The following is a 16,516-nucleotide window of genomic DNA, read 5'->3' on the forward strand; positions in this document are numbered from 1 at the left end:
CATGGAACGACAACTGGACGCTTACTGCGAACACCTGCGCAGTGAGCGGCAGGTGTCGCCGCACACGCTGTCGGCCTACCGACGCGACCTCGACAAAGTCCTCGGCTGGTGCAACAAACAGAACATCGATAGCTGGCAGGCGCTGGACATCCAGCGCCTGCGCAGCCTGATCGCCCGCCTGCATGCCCAGGGCCAGTCCTCACGCAGTCTGGCGCGCCTGCTCTCAGCGGTGCGCGGGCTCTATCACTATCTGAATCGTGAAGGTCTCTGCGATCACGATCCGGCCACCGGCCTGGCACCGCCCAAAGGCGAACGTCGGCTGCCGAAAACCCTCGACACCGATCGCGCCCTGCAACTGCTTGAAGGTGCCGTGGAGGACGATTTCCTCGCGCGGCGCGATCAGGCGATTCTGGAGTTGTTCTATTCCTCCGGACTGCGTCTGTCGGAGCTGACCGGGCTCAATCTCGATCAGCTCGATCTGGCCGACGGCATGGTTCAGGTGCTCGGCAAGGGCAGCAAGACGCGCCTGTTGCCCGTCGGCAAAAAGGCCCGGGAAGCACTGGAGCAATGGCTGCCGCTGCGGGCGCTGACCAATCCGGCGGACGACGCGGTATTCGTCAGCCAGCAAGGCCGACGCCTCGGCCCGCGCGCGATTCAGGTTCGGGTCAAACTCGCCGGCGAGCGCGAACTGGGGCAGAACCTGCACCCGCACATGCTGCGGCACTCCTTCGCCAGCCATTTGCTTGAGTCCTCCCAGGACCTGCGCGCGGTGCAGGAACTGCTCGGCCACTCGGACATCAAGACCACCCAGATCTATACCCACCTGGACTTCCAGCACCTGGCGGCGGTCTACGACAGCGCCCATCCACGGGCCAAACGCATGAAAGGCGACGATTCATGAGCATCCAGTTGATCACCTTCGACCTCGACGACACCTTGTGGGACACCGCCCCGGTGATCGTCAGCGCCGAAGCGGTTTTGCGCGAATGGCTGAGCGAACATGCGCCGAATCTGGGCGCGGTGCCAGTCGAGCATCTGTGGTCGATCCGCGAGCGGGTGCTGGCCAACGAACCGGGCCTGAAGCACCGCATCAGCGCGTTGCGCCGGCGCGTGCTGTTCCATGCGCTGGAAGAAGCCGGTTACGCCCACGGCGAAGCGTCGGATCTGGCGGACAAGAGTTTTGAAGTGTTTCTGCATGCGCGGCATCAGATCGAGGTGTTCCCGGAGGTCGAGCCGATCCTGGAAACCCTCGCCAAGCATTACGCCCTCGGGGTGGTCACCAACGGCAACGCCGATGTCCGTCGTCTCGGGCTGGCGGATTACTTCAAGTTTGCGTTGTGTGCCGAAGACATCGGCATAGCCAAGCCGGATGCTCGACTGTTCCATGAAGCTTTGCAGCGCGGCGGCGTGAGCGCCGAAGCCGCTGTGCATATCGGCGATCACCCGGGGGATGACATCGCCGGGGCGCAGCAAGCCGGTCTGCGAGCGATCTGGTTCAACCCGGCCGGCAAGGACTGGGAAGCGGAGCGCCTGCCGGATGCCGAGATTCGCAGCCTGAACGATCTGCCTGCCGTACTCGCTCGCTGGAACAGCCGCGGCTAGATTTCTTTCGCCCATGAAAAAGCCCGCAGCGACGGCGGGCTTTTTCAGCAAGCAAGCGACACGCCTCAGATAGGGCGGCTGCCGTACTTGTTGTCCGGCTTCTTGGGCGGATCGGCGACCACGTTGGCCTCCACTTCCTGCACCTTGCCGCCGCGCGCAAGGAACTCTTCCATGGCCTTGGCCAGGGCATCGCGCTCCTTGTTCTTGGCTTCGATGCTCGGCAACTCGTCGACCGACACCGCAGCCTTGGCCTTGCCTTTGGCAGCCGGGGCCGGCGTATCGTCACCGCCATCGTCTTCAGCAACGTCTTCCGCTGCTGCTTCCAGACCGTCTTCGGCCTCGTCTTCGTCGCCTACTTCGAGGTCGTCGTTTTCCAGATCATCGTCGCTCATGTTCTACCTCATGACTTGCGAAAAGCAGATTAGTTATAGACCAGCTTTGGCGACTGTCGAAAGTCGCCGGAAAAAAATCGGTAACCATTGGTGACCAACGGTTTATGCCCCTTCACCGTGCAAGGTGGCGAGGACTTTACGGGCACCGCCATGATCACGGTGCTCGCCCAGGTAAACGCCTTGCCAGGTGCCCAGTGCCAGTCGGCCCGCCGTTACCGGCAAACTGATCTGGCAGCCCAGCACGCTGGCCTTGAAGTGCGCCGGGAGGTCGTCCAGGCCTTCGTCGTTATGCTCATAGCCGTCTGCTCCTTGTGGGATCAGACGATTGAAAAATCGTTCGAAGTCGCGACGTACCGCCGGATCGGCGTTCTCGTTGATGGTCAACGACGCCGAGGTATGCTGCAGCCACAAATGCAACAGACCGACCCGGCATGCCTTGAGTTCAGGCAGGCCGGCGAGCAACTCGTCCGTCACCAGATGAAAGCCCCGGGGCCGTGCCCGCAGGGTTATCAGAGTCTGTTGCCACATACAGTTCTCCGCACGTTCGGGGCGCATTCTAGCGCGCTCTGGAAAAAAACAAAGGCCCTAATATTCCTTCAATGATGTAAGCCTTTGGCCGCAGAAAAACACTCGTCGTAAACACGACCAAAGCAGTACGAAAAATCCTTTCAGCTGTATCAGGGAAGACAAATTCCAGACAAAAAAATGCCCGGCGAGCCGGGCAAGTTTTTTGTGGCGCGTGCTTACAGGTTGTAGCCGCGCTCGTTGTGTTGTGCCAGATCCAGGCCGACCGATTCTTCTTCCTCGGTCACGCGCAGACCCATCACGGCATCCAGCACCTTGAGGATGATGAAGGTGACGATGGCGGTGTAGATCACGGTGAAGCCGACGCCTTTGCACTGAATCCATACTTGTGCGGCGATGTCGGTGACGGTGCCGAAGCCACCCAGCGACGGTGCAGCGAACACACCGGTCAGGATCGCGCCGAGGATACCGCCGATACCGTGCACGCCGAAGGCGTCCAGGGAGTCGTCATAACCGAGTTTGCGTTTCAGGGTGGTGGCGCAGAAGAAGCACACCACGCCTGCCGCCAGACCGATGACCAGGGCGCCCATCGGGCCCACGGTGCCAGCCGCCGGAGTGATCGCGACCAGACCTGCAACGACGCCGGATGCGATACCCAGTGCGCTTGGTTTGCCGTGAGTGATCCACTCGGCGAACATCCAGCCCAGTGCCGCAGCGGCGGTCGCAATCTGGGTCACCAGCATCGCCATGCCGGCGGTGCCGTTGGCGGCCGCAGCGGAACCGGCGTTGAAGCCGAACCAGCCAACCCACAGCATCGCTGCGCCCATCAGGGTGTAACCCAGATTGTGTGGCGCCATCGGGGTGGTCGGGAAGCCTTTGCGTTTACCCAGTACCAGGCAGGCAATCAGACCGGCCACACCGGCGTTGATGTGCACCACGGTGCCGCCGGCGAAGTCGAGTACGCCCCAGTCCCACATCAGGCCGCCGTTGCCGGACCAGACCATGTGCGCGATCGGTGCGTAGACCAGGGTGAACCAGATGCCCATGAAGATCAGCATCGCGGAGAACTTCATCCGCTCGGCGAACGCACCGACGATCAGCGCCGGGGTGATGATCGCGAAGGTCATCTGGAAGGTGATGAAGACCGCCTCGGGGAACAGCGCCGCCGGGCCGGTCAGGCTCGCTGGGGTGACGCCGGCCAGGAACGCCTTGCCGAAACCGCCCACGAACGAGTTGAAGTTGACGACGCCCTGCTCCATGCCGGTGGTGTCGAACGCGATGCTGTAGCCATAAATGACCCACAGGACGCTGATCAGACCGGTAATGGCGAAGCACTGCATCATCACGGAAAGAATGTTTTTCGACCGAACCATGCCGCCGTAGAACAGCGCGAGGCCAGGAATGGTCATGAACAGCACGAGGGCTGTGGAGGTGAGCATCCAGGCGGTGTCGCCGGAGTTCAGGACTGGAGCTGCCACTTCGTCTGCCGCCATGGCCAGGCCGGGCATTACGATAGACAACAGGGCTCCTAGCCCTGCGAATTTACGCAGAGTCATATTGTTTTCTCCTGGGGCGTTGGGTTTGTGGCGGCGTTTAGATCGCGTCGGTATCGGTTTCGCCGGTACGGATGCGGATCGCCTGTTCCAGATTGACCACGAAGATCTTGCCGTCACCGATCTTGCCGGTGTTGGCAGCCTTGGTTATCGCCTCGATAACCCGATCCAGATCCTTGTCGTCGATGGCCACGTCGATTTTCACCTTGGGCAGAAAATCGACCACATACTCCGCGCCGCGATACAGCTCGGTGTGACCCTTCTGCCGACCGAAGCCTTTGACTTCAGTAACGGTAATGCCCTGCACGCCGATTTCGGACAGCGACTCGCGCACGTCGTCCAACTTGAACGGCTTGATGATGGCAGTGACTAGCTTCATGAAACTCTCTCCCGAATTGGTGGACTTGCCCCAGGAAAACAAACCCGACTCAAGTCTAAGCGCAGTGCCTGGCTTTGTAACGCTTCGTTGTCGACGCCAGCTAACCGCTCCAGACGAAACTCCCCGCTCCGTCTGCCGCACTGCATTCGTCACAGCGACTGCATCAGTGCATGGGTCGAAGGTGACTAAGCAGAAAGCTTGCCATCTCGCCAAAAACCACTGATTTCAATCCCTTGGCCGCTGCGGCAGATGCCATCACCCAAATGGCACTCGGGATACGCACAACAACGGTGCGCGGCCGTGCATCCAGTTGCGCGAAAAGCGTGCATCCGTGCCTGCGCCAATGACTATAGACACTGCGTGATACACTGCCGGCCATTGTTTCCAGGACATATCCCATGCTCGCGCCCAAAGACTTCCTCGACGCCCTGAGCGGCACCGCCTCCCGCCTGTTCAGCGGCGACACGCCCTTGCCAAAAGCCGAAATCGAAAGCCAGTTCAAAATGCTGCTGCAAAGTGCCTTCAGCAAACTGGACCTGGTGAGCCGCGAAGAGTTTGACAGTCAGATGGTCGTGCTGGCGCGCACTCGCGCCCGGCTCGAGAGCCTTGAGGCGAAGGTGGCGGAGATGGAGGCGAAGCTGACGCCGCCGGCTGAGTAACACCTCGTGTCTTTGTGAATGCGGTCCCTTGTGGGAGCGGGCTTGCCCGCGAATGAAGGTCGGAACGACCTTCCCGCGATTCAGGATTCGCTATCGACTCCCGGCAGAATCCTACAGATTGCAACCCCGCCGTCCGATTGCGCCGTGAAGCCCTGATTCCTAAGCTCACCCAATGCTGAATGTTCAGCACTGGGTTTGGCGACCCGAAAAGCTTAAGGCGCACGAAAACCATGATGGCGGCTATGTTTACCGCCACATCGAGTCATGGCGGTTGTGCGTGGGAGACCTTCGGGTCTGCCGGGTTCCTTTTGCTCCGGTTCGCCAACCCGCGTACGACTGCCACCCAATTGTTTGGCGACAATTGAGGGCAGCCCTAAAGCAAAAGGAGCTGTTCAATGAATAACGAAGATACGTATCTCACTCCTCAGGTTTTCATCCGCCACAAACTCCCCCTCCACGCCCTGCTCATCCAGAACCAACCCTGGTTCTCTGCCCGCGACCTGGGCCGCCTGCTGCACATTTACCTCAACGAACGCATGCTGCGAAAACTCGACCCCGACCAATACCAAACCCGCAAAACCCTGATCCACAACCAGATCGAAAACACCCTCCTGATCAGCGAATCCGGCATCTACGCCCTCCTCGTCTACCACTACTGCCCCGAATACCGAGCGCTACGCGAATGGCTCACCCATCAAGTCATCCCCACCCTGCGCGACGCCCAGCACCCCACCACAAACGAACGCCCACAGCTAAGCCTGCTGAATTGGCCCGAGATGTCGTTGAGTTTGCTGCACTGGAATAACCAGCCGTGGATTCGGTTGCAGGATGTGCCATTGATGGTGGTAGAACGGGAAAAGCTAAAGCGCCCAGAACCGGGCACTTGGTGGAAGAGGGCTTCGCGGATGCTGCAATCGCTATAGGCCCGCATGCCGGAGCTGAGCCCTGCGTAAATCGTAAGTCGACTGAAGATTCATCCAGAACTCAGGTGTGGTGTTGAGGTGGAGGCCAGCCTGATTGCCAAATCGGCGCAGATCCTGAGCTGGCATTTTACAAGTTTTTCGATCTCGGTTTCAGGCCAGTTCGTGGGCATGGCCAAGTCCATGACAGTCATGCCCAACGGCTCCATGAATTCCTTGTTCAGAACTTCGCCGGGATGAATCGGGCGCATACCATTGCGGTTCATTTTTCGCCTCCAGAGGCTGTATTGAGCGGCCAAACTGGGGCATCCAGCGCGAGGACACAATACCGCCGAACCCTGTTCGCCGACGTCCTATAACTATCAGGGCATAGTCTTACAAAAAAGTATCTTTTCACGCCTGATTACGCAGCTCCTTCTCCGGTATCGCGCTGATCACCAAAACGGCGGAATGCATGTGTCTTCGATTTAAGAATCCACCGAGCACCAGCAACCACACCAAATTGGCCTGTAACGCTCCCAATTTCAGATGCACCTTGAGTGTTGCAGGTATACGTGCAACACTGCGCAACACTCGCAACACACAGAGAACACAACGTGCCTACAGTTCCCGCCTCCCACGCAGAATGGATTGCCTTGATCCGTGAAGGCTGCACAGGAAACGCACCATCTTTTCAGCTTCGATTGAGCCGGCTCATTGCACGGCTGCGGCGAGAAAAATCCCCACTTACAGAAATCCTATCGAAAGCACTAGCTGAAGCGAATTCGTCACAACTATCACTTGCCCGCGACTCTGCAGCACAGCAAGCCAACCTAAGCCCAGTCGACGCTGACAGCAACCTTCCACTCACAACGGTTCAGTTCCCAGTCCAAATGGAACACAAACCTATTTGGGCCCCCGACGTCGGGGTGGGTTTACAGGCTCTGGTTGATGAATGGATGAATGCAGGTCGCTTAATTGAGGCAGGGCTCAATCCCTCCCGTACGATCCTACTATCTGGCCCTCCCGGAGTTGGAAAAACTCTTGCAGCGGCATACTTAGCTGAACAACTAAACCTTCCTCTCGTAACTCTTAACTTGGCTGCTGCGGTCAACAGCCTTTTGGGGAAAACCGGAAACAATTTGGTAAAAGTCTTGGCCCATGCAAAATCTCAGCCCTGTGTCCTTCTACTAGATGAGTTTGATGCCTTCGCCAAAAGGCGTGATGATGGACAAGATGTGGGAGAGCTAAAACGTGTTGTTAACGTTCTTTTACAAGCTATTGACGAATGGCCATCTACCTCACTTCTCGTGGCAGCGACGAATCATGAGGAATTGCTAGATCGTGCGATTTTCAGACGGTTTGATTTTTGGCTTCGGTTTCCGGAAAGTAGCAAAAACCAAATAGAAGCATTACTAATTCAACTAGGTTGCGACCACGGCCTAGCCGTAAAGCTGGCTCCGACATTAGTTGGAAAACCACTTTCAGACACTTGCCGATTAGTATTAAGAGCGAGAAGACAAGTAGTTCTTCAAGACACATCATTCGAACATGCACTCCTGAAATTAATCCTACCAGAAGCGCTCGACAATGAAGATACGATCCGCTACTTAGAAATCAAAAGACTCAAGGCGGAAGGTAAATCACTACGCGCGATAGGAGCCGAACTTAATATTCACGCATCTACAGTTTCACGAATGCTACGTCGAATTAATAAGGATGATTAGTTATGGCAGAAAAACCGCGCAACTTACTTATCGCGAATGGGCACGAACTCATCGGCCAGTTGTCGTGGCCTAAGGGAGGAGGCAAGAAATGGCTACCGTACTCTATTAATGATGCGAGAGAAGCTCTGCACAACCAAATCCTTGAGGTAGCTGAATTTGCAGGCAATACCCAAGAACGGTTCGCACCTAGACGCGAAATTACAGCAAAAGTTATTTTGCACCCATCTTTTTTAGCAAAATCATACTTTCCTTCAACAATTTTGCGCGACTCTGGCCTTTCGATTCTCGGCTCTCGCCCTGTTAATATCACGCCAAGAGTTGGACGAAGCGAAACGCCAAAAAACCAAGAAACCGCATCAATCTTCGTGTCTGGAACAGCCGAAAGCTTTAGAGCTATGGATAATAGCTTGCTGAGCACATATACATCGGCCGGCCGACAGGAACAATTTGCTCGGATTGAACTAATATGCCCATATCAAGCAGATGAAAAGCTACGCATTAGCGTGGACACACGTTGGCCAGACTACATCCATGTCACCATGCACGCCACGGAAGCAGATGCCGACATACTGACCGCGTTCAAAAATCTTGTAGAGGAGTTGGGAGGACGGATATCCGGTCGCGGGTTTCGATTCGTTCCGGGCCTCACTTTTGTAGCGGTGCAAATACCACCGGATAAAATACATCAGGTAGCTCAATTCACGCGCATTCGGCTAGTGCGCTCTCTTCCGGAAATCCAGGAAGAATGGAAGCTCACCCCTGCTATTACTAAAGCTTTTGGTGCTGTTGAAACGCCTACAGAAGCTCCAAAATCTTCAATCAAAACTGCAATCTTTGATGGTGGGATTGCTAACGCATTTCCGGGATATGCGACTGAGATTTCAAGCGCCCAACAACCCTCATCCTCAATCAAAGATCTATCGCATGGCGTAAATGTAACTTCAGCATTTCTTTATGGCCACGTAAAGCCTGATGACAAATACCTTCCCGTACCATTCTGTCATGTTGATCACCATCGAGTACTGCCTACCTCTGACAATCCTGAACAAGCCCTCGACATTCTTGATCGGGTAATCACGGCATTACGAAGTGCAAAGGTTTCGGGTAATCCATATCGTTTTGCGAACATCAGTCTCGGTCCGGTGGCGACTTTCTTTGATGACGATGTACATGAATGGACATCTCGACTTGACACAGAGTTGGCAGATGGCCAAACACTTTGCACTACAGCCGTGGGCAACAATGGATTTCTTGAAGGGGAGCTAGGACGCATTCAGCCCCCTGGAGATGCAGTTAACGTATTTGCAGTCGGAGCTGCCGACTCAAGCCAGAAAAAATGGAATAAAGCGCCTTACAGTGCAGTGGGCCCTGGCCGCAGCCCCGGATATGTAAAGCCGGACATCGTTGCATTTGGCGGGTCAAACGAAGAGCCACTTCCTATTTTCAACCCACTCGCAGGCTCTGTAGTTTCAGTAGCGGGAACGAGTTTTGCCAGCCCACTTGCGCTGAGAGTTGCCGTGGGAGCTGACGTGCTCAGTGGCTCTGTTTTCGAACCCATTACTCTTCAAGCATTAATGATCAACGGAACAGAGTTCACTTCTCGTAACCACTCCCGCTCGGAGGTTGGCTGGGGGCGAATTCCACTCGATCCGGAAGAAATTCTATTTACTCCACAAGACGTGGTAAGAGTGGTCTACCAAGGTGTTACTCGCCCTGGACACCCTCAAAAAGCACTGATCCCAGTTCCCAAGGGACTACCAGCAGGAGCAAAAATCACGATAGGTGCCACTTTCTGTTATCGAGCACCTGTAGATGCAGCTCATGCCATCAACTACACGCGCGCAGGACTCTGGGTCCGTGCTTACAAGGCACCCAAAAAATCAATGCCACTCTTCGGGGGCGGCATGTACAAGACGGAAGAAGAATTGCGAAAGGACTCTATGCGTTGGGACACTGTCCTTCATGCCAAAAGAAAGGTCGACGTTGATGACTTGGACAATCCCTATTTCCACATCAATTATCAGGTAAGAGATGAAGGAGAAGCCGTCAGATTAGAAGACTCAGTCCCAATGCCGTACGCCTTGGTTGTTACGATTGAAGCCCCCGGTGTACTGAATCTGCTTTCACTAGTTCAGGCCGAGTATCCCGTACTTCAAACTCTGTCGACTGCAGGCGACACTCAAACAGGAATTCAGACCTAATCTAAAATTTCGGCCAATGAAACAAGGCGCCTCTGGATGAGGCACCCATCCGTTGATGTAATTTCGCGCACTTCCTTCCAAGATCCATTGCTACTGTCAACGTATGTTGCTTGAGTCATACTGGTTCCAAGGGAAAGGAACAGGTTGTTCAACTTCCTAACACCTCTCGCCATCAGGGGCCTCCCGTACTCCTTGGCAGCTTCGCTGCTCATACTCACATGCCCCCTCCCCGCAATATCCAGAAAAAAGTTGCCCAGGCAAACATCCCTCCAACGCCGCCCTCCCCAACTACCCTTCAAAAACCCGCAGGAAGCGGCCCCCGATTCAACTCAAGGAACGACCATGTCCCTCGCCATCGTCCACAGCCGCGCCCAGATAGGCGTGGATGCTCCCGCCGTCACCGTCGAAGTCCACCTGGCCAACGGCCTGCCCTCGCTGACCATGGTCGGCCTGCCCGAAGCCGCGGTGAAAGAGAGCAAGGACCGGGTGCGCAGTGCGATCATCAATTCGGGGCTGCAGTTTCCGGCGCGGCGGATCACGCTGAATCTGGCGCCGGCGGATCTGCCCAAGGATGGCGGGCGGTTCGATCTGGCGATTGCGCTGGGTATTCTGTCGGCGAGTGTGCAGGTGCCGACGTTGACGCTGGATGACGTGGAGTGCCTTGGCGAACTGGCGTTGTCCGGCGCCGTGCGGGCGGTGCGCGGGGTGTTGCCGGCGGCACTGGCAGCGCGCAAGGCCGGGCGGACGCTGGTGGTGCCACGGGCGAATGCCGAGGAGGCTTGTCTGGCATCTGGGCTGAGGGTGATCGCGGTGGATCATCTGCTGGAGGCCGTGGCGCATTTCAACGGGCATACGCCGGTCGAGCCTTATGTCTCGGATGGGCTGATCCATGCCGCGAAACCCTATCCCGACCTGAATGAAGTACAGGGCCAACTGGCCGCCAAACGGGCGCTGCTGATTGCCGCCGCCGGTGCCCACAACCTGCTGTTCAGCGGGCCACCGGGGACGGGCAAGACGTTGCTGGCAAGTCGATTACCCGGTTTGCTGCCACCGCTGGCCGAGAGCGAAGCGCTGGAGGTGGCGGCGATTCAATCCGTCGCCAGCGGCGCACCGTTGACCCACTGGCCGCAGCGCCCGTTTCGCCAGCCGCATCACTCGGCCTCCGGGCCGGCACTGGTCGGTGGCAGCTCAAAACCGCAACCCGGCGAAATCACGCTCGCCCATCACGGCGTACTGTTTCTCGATGAACTGCCCGAGTTTGATCGCAAGGTGCTGGAGGTTCTGCGCGAACCGCTGGAATCCGGCTGCATCGTCATCGCACGGGCCAAGGAAAGGGTGCGGTTTCCCGCGAGATTCCAGCTGGTGGCGGCGATGAATCCCTGTCCCTGTGGATATCTTGGCGAACCGAGCGGCAAGTGTTCGTGCACGCCGGACATGGTGCAGCGCTATCGCAACAAACTGTCGGGGCCGTTGCTGGACCGGATCGATTTGCACCTGACGGTGGCGCGGGAGGCGACAGCGTTGAACCCTGCGGTGAAACCGGGAGAGGACAGCGCCAGCGCGGCCACATTGGTCGCAGAGGCCCGCGATCGTCAGCAAAAACGCCAGGGCTGTGCCAATGCATTTCTCGATTTGCCGGGGCTGAAGAAGCACTGCAAGTTATCCACAGCCGATGAAACCTGGCTGGAGACGGCGTGCGAAAGACTGACCTTGTCGCTGCGCTCGGCGCATCGGCTGCTCAAGGTCGCGCGGACGCTGGCGGATCTGGAGAAGTGCGCGGATATCAGTCGCGAACATCTGGCCGAAGCGTTGCAGTATCGGCCGGCGACTCAGTAAGTGTCGAGGTCGTGGCGGGCCCAAACGCAAGCAGGCTCGCTCTCACAGGTCCAACAAAAAACCTGTGGGAGCGAGCCTGCTCGCGATAGCTATTTCAGAGACGCCTCACCGGAAGCGGTCGACTTCCTGGCGCAGGTCGGCTGCGAGGCCTTCCAGTTCCTTGGCGGTGATGGCCAGGTTCGATACCACTTCGCGCTGCTCGCTGTTGGCCATCGCGATGCTCTGCAAGTTGCTGCTGAGCAAAGTCGCGGTGCTGCTCTGCTCCTGAGTCGCGGTGGTGATCGCGGCAAACTGCTCACCCGCCGAGCGGCTTTGCTCGTCAATGCGCGCCAGCGCCGACGCCACATTGGCATTGCGCGACAGGCCTTCCTGCATCAGCAGGTTGCCCTGCTCCATGTTGCTGATGGCGTTGCCGGTTTCCTGCTGAATGCTGTGAATCATGCTGGAAATTTCATCCGTCGCCTGACGGGTACGCGAGGCGAGGCTGCGCACTTCGTCGGCCACCACGGCAAACCCGCGACCTTGTTCACCGGCACGGGCCGCTTCGATGGCAGCGTTGAGTGCCAGCAGGTTGGTCTGTTCGGCAATCGAGGTGATCACGCTGACGATGCCGCCGATTTCCTGGGAGCGCTGACCGAGCGTGTTGATCACGGTCGCGGTGGTGTTCAGTGCGCCGGCAATCTGCTCCAGCGAGGAAGACGCTTCTTCCATCGACGTGCGACCGATCTGGGTCTGCTGGGCGTTTTCCTGGGCCAGACGCTGGGTGTTGCCCATGTTGTCGGCAATGTTCAGCGACGTGGCGGAGAACTCTTCAACGGCGCCGGCCATGCTGGTGATTTCGCCAGACTGTTGCTCCATGCCTTCATAGGCGCCGCCAGACAGACCGGACAGCGCTTGAGCCCGACGGTTGACCTCTTCCGAGGCGCGGCGGATGTGCTCGACCATGGTCGACAGGGCCTGGCTCATCTGGTTGAACGCGCGGGCCAACTGGCCAATCTCGTCGTTGCTCGACACACTCAGGCGCACGCTCAGATCGCCGGCGCCCAGGGCTTCAGCCTGGCGGACCAGATCGCCCAGCGGTGCCAGTTTGCTGCGCAGCAACCAGACCACGGAGCCGACCGCCAGCAGCATCGCCAGCAGACTGCCGATGGCCAGCTGAGTGCCGACGCTCCAGGTCACCGCGCGGATCTCGGCTTTCGGCATGCTCGCCACCACCGACCACGGGCCACCCTCGAACGGCACGGCGATGCTGTAGAAGTCTTCGGACTTGTCGCTCCAGAACTGTCCTTTACCCGGCGTTTTCGCCAGACCGTTGATTACAGGAACCGCTTGATCCAGCGCCTGCACACCGGCCGGCGCCACCAGCCACTGGTTCTTCTCGTCCAGCAGCGCCAGCGAGCCGGTCTGGCCGATACGGAAGCGCTTGAGATTGGCGAACTGGGCGTTCTGCGCGTCGGTGTAATCGAAGCCGACGAACAACGCCGCGATTACCTTGCCGCTGCTGTCACGCACCGGGGTGTACTGAGTCATGTAGGAGCGATCGAACAGCAAGGCGCGACCGACGTAACCCTGCCCCGCCATCAATTTCGCATAGGCCGGGTGAGCGTGGTCGAGCACGGTGCCGATGGCGCGGGTGCCGTCCTGTTTGCTCAGAGAGGTGCTGACGCGAATGAAGTCTTCGCCGCTGCGCACGAACAGCGTGGCAACGCCCGCCGTCATCTGCTTGAACTCGTCGACTTCCTTGAAGTTGTTGTTCAACACTTCGCTGCCCAAGTGCAGGCCCGGGGTCTGGGTGCCCGCAACATTGACCGGCTCGCTCGGGTGAATGCTCAGGCCCGCGATGAAGCGCTTCTCGAACAACCCGCTCAGGCGCTGGGTGCTTTCGCGCAGCGTGCCGTGAAAAGTGCTCAGCTGGTCGGCGAGCAGGCGTGCCTCGCTGGCCAGGTGTTCTTCACGGGTGGCGAGATTGGCGGTGTCCAGCGAACGCAGGGCGAACACCGTACTGCCGCTGATGACTATCGCCAGTATCACGGCGAGCGCGAGGCCCAGCTGCGAGGCGATCCGAGCGCGAGGTTGAGACATGGACAGCTCCTGGCCGAACTTCCGATCCTCCTTGATCGCAGCTCGGGTAATTTTCTAATGGGGGTAAATCGTGGCCACCGGCACGACGGTTCCACATGCACGTATTCGGCGGTAAAACCGAATACTTGAGCGAACAGCAGGGTTATGGCGAAAGGCCGGCATTGTGCAGGCTCGAACGTTTCAGCTCAAGCGCGTGACCGCCGGCAGCGCCATGGCGCGGACTTCGCCTTGCAGGAAGTCGCTCAGACGGCGCAAACGTTCACCTCCCGGACGAGTCTTTGGCCACACCAGGTAATAATTCAGGCCGCTGGCGACCGCCGTCGGCCACGGCAGACTCAAGCGTCCTTGCGCGACATCCTCGGCCACCATCAGCAGATCGCCCATGGAAACCCCATAGCCCCGAGCCGCCGCAATCATCCCGAGTTCCAGAGTATCGAACACCTGTCCGCCCTTGAGCGACACCTGATCCGACAGCCCCATGTGCTCCAGCCAACTGCGCCAGTCGCGGCGGTCCGGCGTCGGGTGCAGCAATTCGGCGCTGGCCAGCCGCGCCACGTCCCACGGCTGATCGTTGAGCAGATTCGGCGCGCCGACCGGAATCAGCTCCTCCGGAAACAGCAGGCTGGCTTCCCAGTCCGGCGGAAAATGCCCGTCACTGAGCAACACCGCGCAATCGAAGGGCTCGTTATTGAAGTCCACCGAATCCACGTCCATCCACGCGCTGGTCAGTTGCACCTCGTTTCCTGGCTGCAAATGGCGGAAGCGACTGAGCCGGGCCAGCAACCAGCGCATGGTCAGGGTCGACGGGGCTTTCATGCGCAGGATGTCATCTTCGGCGCGCAAGGTATTGCAGGCCCGTTCCAGCGCGGCAAAGCCATCACGGATGCCCGGCAGCAGCAGGCGCGCCGACTCGGTCAGTTGCAGGTTGCGCCCGCTGCGGTGGAACAAGCGGCAGGCGAAGTGCTCTTCGAGCGTGCGGATGTGCCGGCTCACCGCACTTTGAGTGATCGACAACTCTTCGGCTGCCCGGGTGAACGAACTGTGGCGGGCCGCCGCTTCGAATGCGCGCAGGGCATACAAGGGTGGAAGACGACGGGACATGCACAACGCTCCAATGGCGGGATTGCGCCAACTTAGCAGAATCGCGACAGGATGAGTTTTAATCATGCTACCCATCCTTTTTATCCCTTTGTGCAACCCGCGCCAAACCCTGAGAATCGACGGTCTCTTGCTCCCTCTTTTATAAGGATGTGAAAACATGCAGCGTCCTGTGCGTACCGAACTCTGGGCCATCCTGCGGCTGGCGGGGCCGTTGATCGCCTCGCAGTTGGCGCACATGCTGATGGTGCTGACCGACACCCTGATGATGGCGCGCCTCAGTCCCGAAGCGCTGGCCGGCGGCGGTCTGGGCGCGGCGAGTTATTCGTTCGTGTCGATCTTCTGCATTGGCGTGATTGCGGCGGTCGGCACTCTGGTGGCGATTCGTCAGGGCGCCGGCGACATCATCGGCGCCGCCCGCCTGACCCAGGCCGGGCTATGGCTGGCGTGGCTGATGGCACTCGGTGCCGGGCTGCTGTTGTGGAATCTGAAACCGGTGCTGTTGCTGTTCGGCCAGACCGAGACCAACGTCAACGCCGCCGGGCAATTTCTGGTCGCCCTGCCGTTCGCCCTGCCCGGCTACCTGAGTTTCATGGCCTTACGCGGTTTCACCAGCGCCATCGGCCGGGCAACGCCGGTGATGGTCATCAGCCTCGCCGGCACGGTGGCCAACTTCCTGCTCAATTACGCGCTGATCACCGGCATGTTCGGCCTGCCGCAGCTCGGGCTGACCGGTATCGGCCTGGTCACGGCGATTGTCGCCAACTGCATGGCTCTCGCACTGGCCTGGCACATTCGCCGGCATCCGGCCTACGACGCTTACCCGCTGCGTGAAGGCCTGTCGCGGCCGAACCGGCAGTACCTCAAAGAGCTCTGGCGCTTGGGTCTGCCGATCGGCGGGACCTACGCGGTGGAAGTCGGGCTGTTCGCCTTCGCGGCGCTGTGCATGGGCACCATGGGCAGCACGCAACTGGCGGCGCACCAGATCGCTCTGCAAATCGTCTCGGTGGCGTTCATGGTTCCGGCGGGGATGTCGTATGCGATCACCATGCGCGTCGGCCAGCATTACGGCGCCGGGCAATTGAGCGATGCGCGGATGTCCGGGCGGGTCGGCATCGTCTTCGGAGCAGTGGTAATGCTGGGGTTTGCGATGGTGTTCTGGCTGCTGCCGAATCAGTTGGTCGGCTTGTTCCTCGACCATAACGATCCGGCGTTTGCCGAGGTGATTCGTCTGGCGGTGAGCCTGCTCGCCGTGGCAGCGTGGTTCGAGCTGTTCGACGGCACGCAGACGATTGCCATGGGCTGCATTCGCGGGCTCAAGGATGCCAAGACCACGTTTCTGGTCGGGCTCGGTTGCTACTGGCTGATCGGCGCGCCGGCGGCGTGGCTGATGGCGTTCCATTTGCACTGGGGGCCGACCGGCGTCTGGTGGGGTCTGGCGCTGGGGCTGGCGTGTGCGGCGGTGAGCCTGACGCTGGCGTTCGAATGGAAGATGAAGCGGATGATTCGGCTCGAACCGCAAGCTCAAGGCTTCAAGATCGCTCAGCCGGAATGACAGGTCGG

14 protein-coding genes and 2 pseudogenes are annotated in these 16,516 nt (G+C 58.9%); 8 read left to right on the plus strand and 8 right to left on the minus strand.

Features of this window, described 5'->3' with window-relative positions:
* The first annotated feature begins 1 nt into the window (after position 1).
* Both xerC and CAF74_RS14535 read left to right on the plus strand, forming a co-directional pair.
* Positions 2 to 901 carry a tyrosine recombinase XerC gene (xerC, locus tag CAF74_RS14530; protein ID WP_085746782.1) on the plus strand — a complete coding sequence of 300 codons (900 nt, stop codon included), beginning with the start codon at positions 2 to 4 and terminating at the stop codon, positions 899 to 901.
* Positions 898 to 1,602, plus strand: a complete 705-nt coding sequence (locus CAF74_RS14535; protein ID WP_085746783.1) for an HAD family hydrolase — start codon at positions 898 to 900, stop codon at positions 1,600 to 1,602. Before xerC ends, CAF74_RS14535 begins: the two co-directional genes overlap by 4 nt.
* A gap of 65 nt (positions 1,603 to 1,667) precedes the next feature.
* On the opposite strand, the gene sutA is transcribed toward CAF74_RS14535, so the two are convergent.
* The 4 genes from sutA to glnK all read right to left on the minus strand — a co-directional run bounded on the left by sutA (position 1,668) and on the right by glnK (position 4,451).
* Positions 1,668 to 1,994, minus strand: coding sequence for a transcriptional regulator SutA (gene sutA, locus CAF74_RS14540; RefSeq protein WP_007951900.1), 327 nt, complete (start codon positions 1,992 to 1,994; stop codon positions 1,668 to 1,670).
* A 102-nt stretch (positions 1,995 to 2,096) separates the two neighbouring features.
* Positions 2,097 to 2,522 (minus strand): secondary thiamine-phosphate synthase enzyme YjbQ, encoded by a 426-nt coding sequence (locus CAF74_RS14545; RefSeq protein WP_011336526.1) that lies wholly within the window; start codon positions 2,520 to 2,522, stop codon positions 2,097 to 2,099.
* 215 nt (positions 2,523 to 2,737) lie between these two features.
* Positions 2,738 to 4,075: an ammonium transporter gene (locus CAF74_RS14550; RefSeq protein WP_007951904.1), complete on the minus strand. Its 1,338-nt coding sequence runs from the start codon at positions 4,073 to 4,075 to the stop codon at positions 2,738 to 2,740.
* A 37-nt stretch (positions 4,076 to 4,112) separates the two neighbouring features.
* Positions 4,113 to 4,451, minus strand: a complete 339-nt coding sequence (glnK, locus tag CAF74_RS14555) for a P-II family nitrogen regulator (RefSeq protein ID WP_002555808.1) — start codon at positions 4,449 to 4,451, stop codon at positions 4,113 to 4,115.
* Between the two features lie 398 nt (positions 4,452 to 4,849).
* Between glnK and CAF74_RS14560 the strand changes: the two genes are divergently transcribed.
* Together CAF74_RS14560 and CAF74_RS14565 are read left to right on the plus strand one after the other, a co-directional pair.
* Positions 4,850 to 5,110, plus strand: coding sequence for an accessory factor UbiK family protein (locus CAF74_RS14560; RefSeq protein ID WP_007920416.1), 261 nt, complete (start codon positions 4,850 to 4,852; stop codon positions 5,108 to 5,110).
* Between the two features lie 395 nt (positions 5,111 to 5,505).
* The gene (locus tag CAF74_RS14565) at positions 5,506 to 6,033 is read left to right on the plus strand and encodes a Bro-N domain-containing protein (protein WP_085746784.1); all 528 of its coding nucleotides are present in this window, start codon (positions 5,506 to 5,508) and stop codon (positions 6,031 to 6,033) included.
* On the opposite strand, the pseudogene CAF74_RS14570 reads toward CAF74_RS14565, so the two are convergent.
* Positions 6,028 to 6,296: pseudogene (locus tag CAF74_RS14570) on the minus strand (HigA family addiction module antitoxin). The gene CAF74_RS14565 and the pseudogene CAF74_RS14570 sit on opposite strands and share 6 nt — an antisense overlap.
* Before the next feature lie 369 nt (positions 6,297 to 6,665).
* Here CAF74_RS14570 and CAF74_RS14575 point away from each other — a divergent pair.
* The 3 genes from CAF74_RS14575 to CAF74_RS14590 all read left to right on the plus strand — a co-directional run bounded on the left by CAF74_RS14575 (position 6,666) and on the right by CAF74_RS14590 (position 11,773).
* Entirely contained in the window at positions 6,666 to 7,736 is a 1,071-nt protein-coding gene (locus tag CAF74_RS14575) for an AAA family ATPase (protein ID WP_256578376.1), read from the plus strand.
* A gap of 2 nt (positions 7,737 to 7,738) precedes the next feature.
* Positions 7,739 to 9,937, plus strand: a complete 2,199-nt coding sequence (locus CAF74_RS14580; RefSeq protein ID WP_085746786.1) for a S8 family peptidase — start codon at positions 7,739 to 7,741, stop codon at positions 9,935 to 9,937.
* 342 nt (positions 9,938 to 10,279) lie between these two features.
* Entirely contained in the window at positions 10,280 to 11,773 is a 1,494-nt protein-coding gene (locus tag CAF74_RS14590) for a YifB family Mg chelatase-like AAA ATPase (RefSeq protein ID WP_085746788.1), read from the plus strand.
* 105 nt (positions 11,774 to 11,878) lie between these two features.
* On the opposite strand, the gene CAF74_RS29660 is transcribed toward CAF74_RS14590, so the two are convergent.
* From CAF74_RS29660 to CAF74_RS14600, 3 genes and pseudogenes are all read right to left on the minus strand, one after another.
* Positions 11,879 to 12,739 carry a methyl-accepting chemotaxis protein gene (locus tag CAF74_RS29660; protein ID WP_371855392.1) on the minus strand — a complete coding sequence of 287 codons (861 nt, stop codon included), beginning with the start codon at positions 12,737 to 12,739 and terminating at the stop codon, positions 11,879 to 11,881.
* A pseudogene (locus CAF74_RS29665) lies at positions 12,734 to 13,855 on the minus strand (Cache 3/Cache 2 fusion domain-containing protein); the annotation flags it as partial. The pseudogene CAF74_RS29665 and the gene CAF74_RS29660, both read right to left, overlap by 6 nt.
* 180 nt (positions 13,856 to 14,035) lie before the next feature.
* On the minus strand, positions 14,036 to 14,956 hold the full coding sequence (locus tag CAF74_RS14600; RefSeq protein ID WP_085746790.1) for a LysR substrate-binding domain-containing protein: 921 nt from the start codon (positions 14,954 to 14,956) through the stop codon (positions 14,036 to 14,038).
* A gap of 157 nt (positions 14,957 to 15,113) precedes the next feature.
* On the opposite strand from CAF74_RS14600, the gene CAF74_RS14605 reads away from it, so the two are divergent.
* The gene (locus tag CAF74_RS14605) at positions 15,114 to 16,508 is read left to right on the plus strand and encodes a NorM family multidrug efflux MATE transporter (protein ID WP_085746791.1); all 1,395 of its coding nucleotides are present in this window, start codon (positions 15,114 to 15,116) and stop codon (positions 16,506 to 16,508) included.
* Positions 16,509 to 16,516: the final 8 nt, after the last annotated feature.

The organism is Pseudomonas sp. R45(2017) (assembly GCF_002112305.1).
Taxonomy (GTDB): domain Bacteria; phylum Pseudomonadota; class Gammaproteobacteria; order Pseudomonadales; family Pseudomonadaceae; genus Aquipseudomonas; species Aquipseudomonas paraglycinae.

Bases quoted from the DNA above. Each gene is read 5' to 3' on its own strand.
- CAF74_RS29660 (WP_371855392.1), bottom strand. From the start codon at position 12,739: ATGAGCCAGGCCCTGTCGACCATGGTCGAGCACATCCGCCGCGCCTCG.
- CAF74_RS14600 (WP_085746790.1), bottom strand. From the start codon at position 14,956: ATGTCCCGTCGTCTTCCACCCTTGTATGCCCTGCGCGCATTCGAAGCG.
- CAF74_RS14550 (WP_007951904.1), bottom strand. From the start codon at position 4,075: ATGACTCTGCGTAAATTCGCAGGGCTAGGAGCCCTGTTGTCTATCGTA.
- xerC (WP_085746782.1), top strand. From the start codon at position 2: ATGGAACGACAACTGGACGCTTACTGCGAACACCTGCGCAGTGAGCGG.
- CAF74_RS14535 (WP_085746783.1), top strand. From the start codon at position 898: ATGAGCATCCAGTTGATCACCTTCGACCTCGACGACACCTTGTGGGAC.
- CAF74_RS14560 (WP_007920416.1), top strand. From the start codon at position 4,850: ATGCTCGCGCCCAAAGACTTCCTCGACGCCCTGAGCGGCACCGCCTCC.
- sutA (WP_007951900.1), bottom strand. From the start codon at position 1,994: ATGAGCGACGATGATCTGGAAAACGACGACCTCGAAGTAGGCGACGAA.
- CAF74_RS14545 (WP_011336526.1), bottom strand. From the start codon at position 2,522: ATGTGGCAACAGACTCTGATAACCCTGCGGGCACGGCCCCGGGGCTTT.
- CAF74_RS14605 (WP_085746791.1), top strand. From the start codon at position 15,114: ATGCAGCGTCCTGTGCGTACCGAACTCTGGGCCATCCTGCGGCTGGCG.
- glnK (WP_002555808.1), bottom strand. From the start codon at position 4,451: ATGAAGCTAGTCACTGCCATCATCAAGCCGTTCAAGTTGGACGACGTG.
- CAF74_RS14590 (WP_085746788.1), top strand. From the start codon at position 10,280: ATGTCCCTCGCCATCGTCCACAGCCGCGCCCAGATAGGCGTGGATGCT.
- CAF74_RS14565 (WP_085746784.1), top strand. From the start codon at position 5,506: ATGAATAACGAAGATACGTATCTCACTCCTCAGGTTTTCATCCGCCAC.
- CAF74_RS14580 (WP_085746786.1), top strand. From the start codon at position 7,739: ATGGCAGAAAAACCGCGCAACTTACTTATCGCGAATGGGCACGAACTC.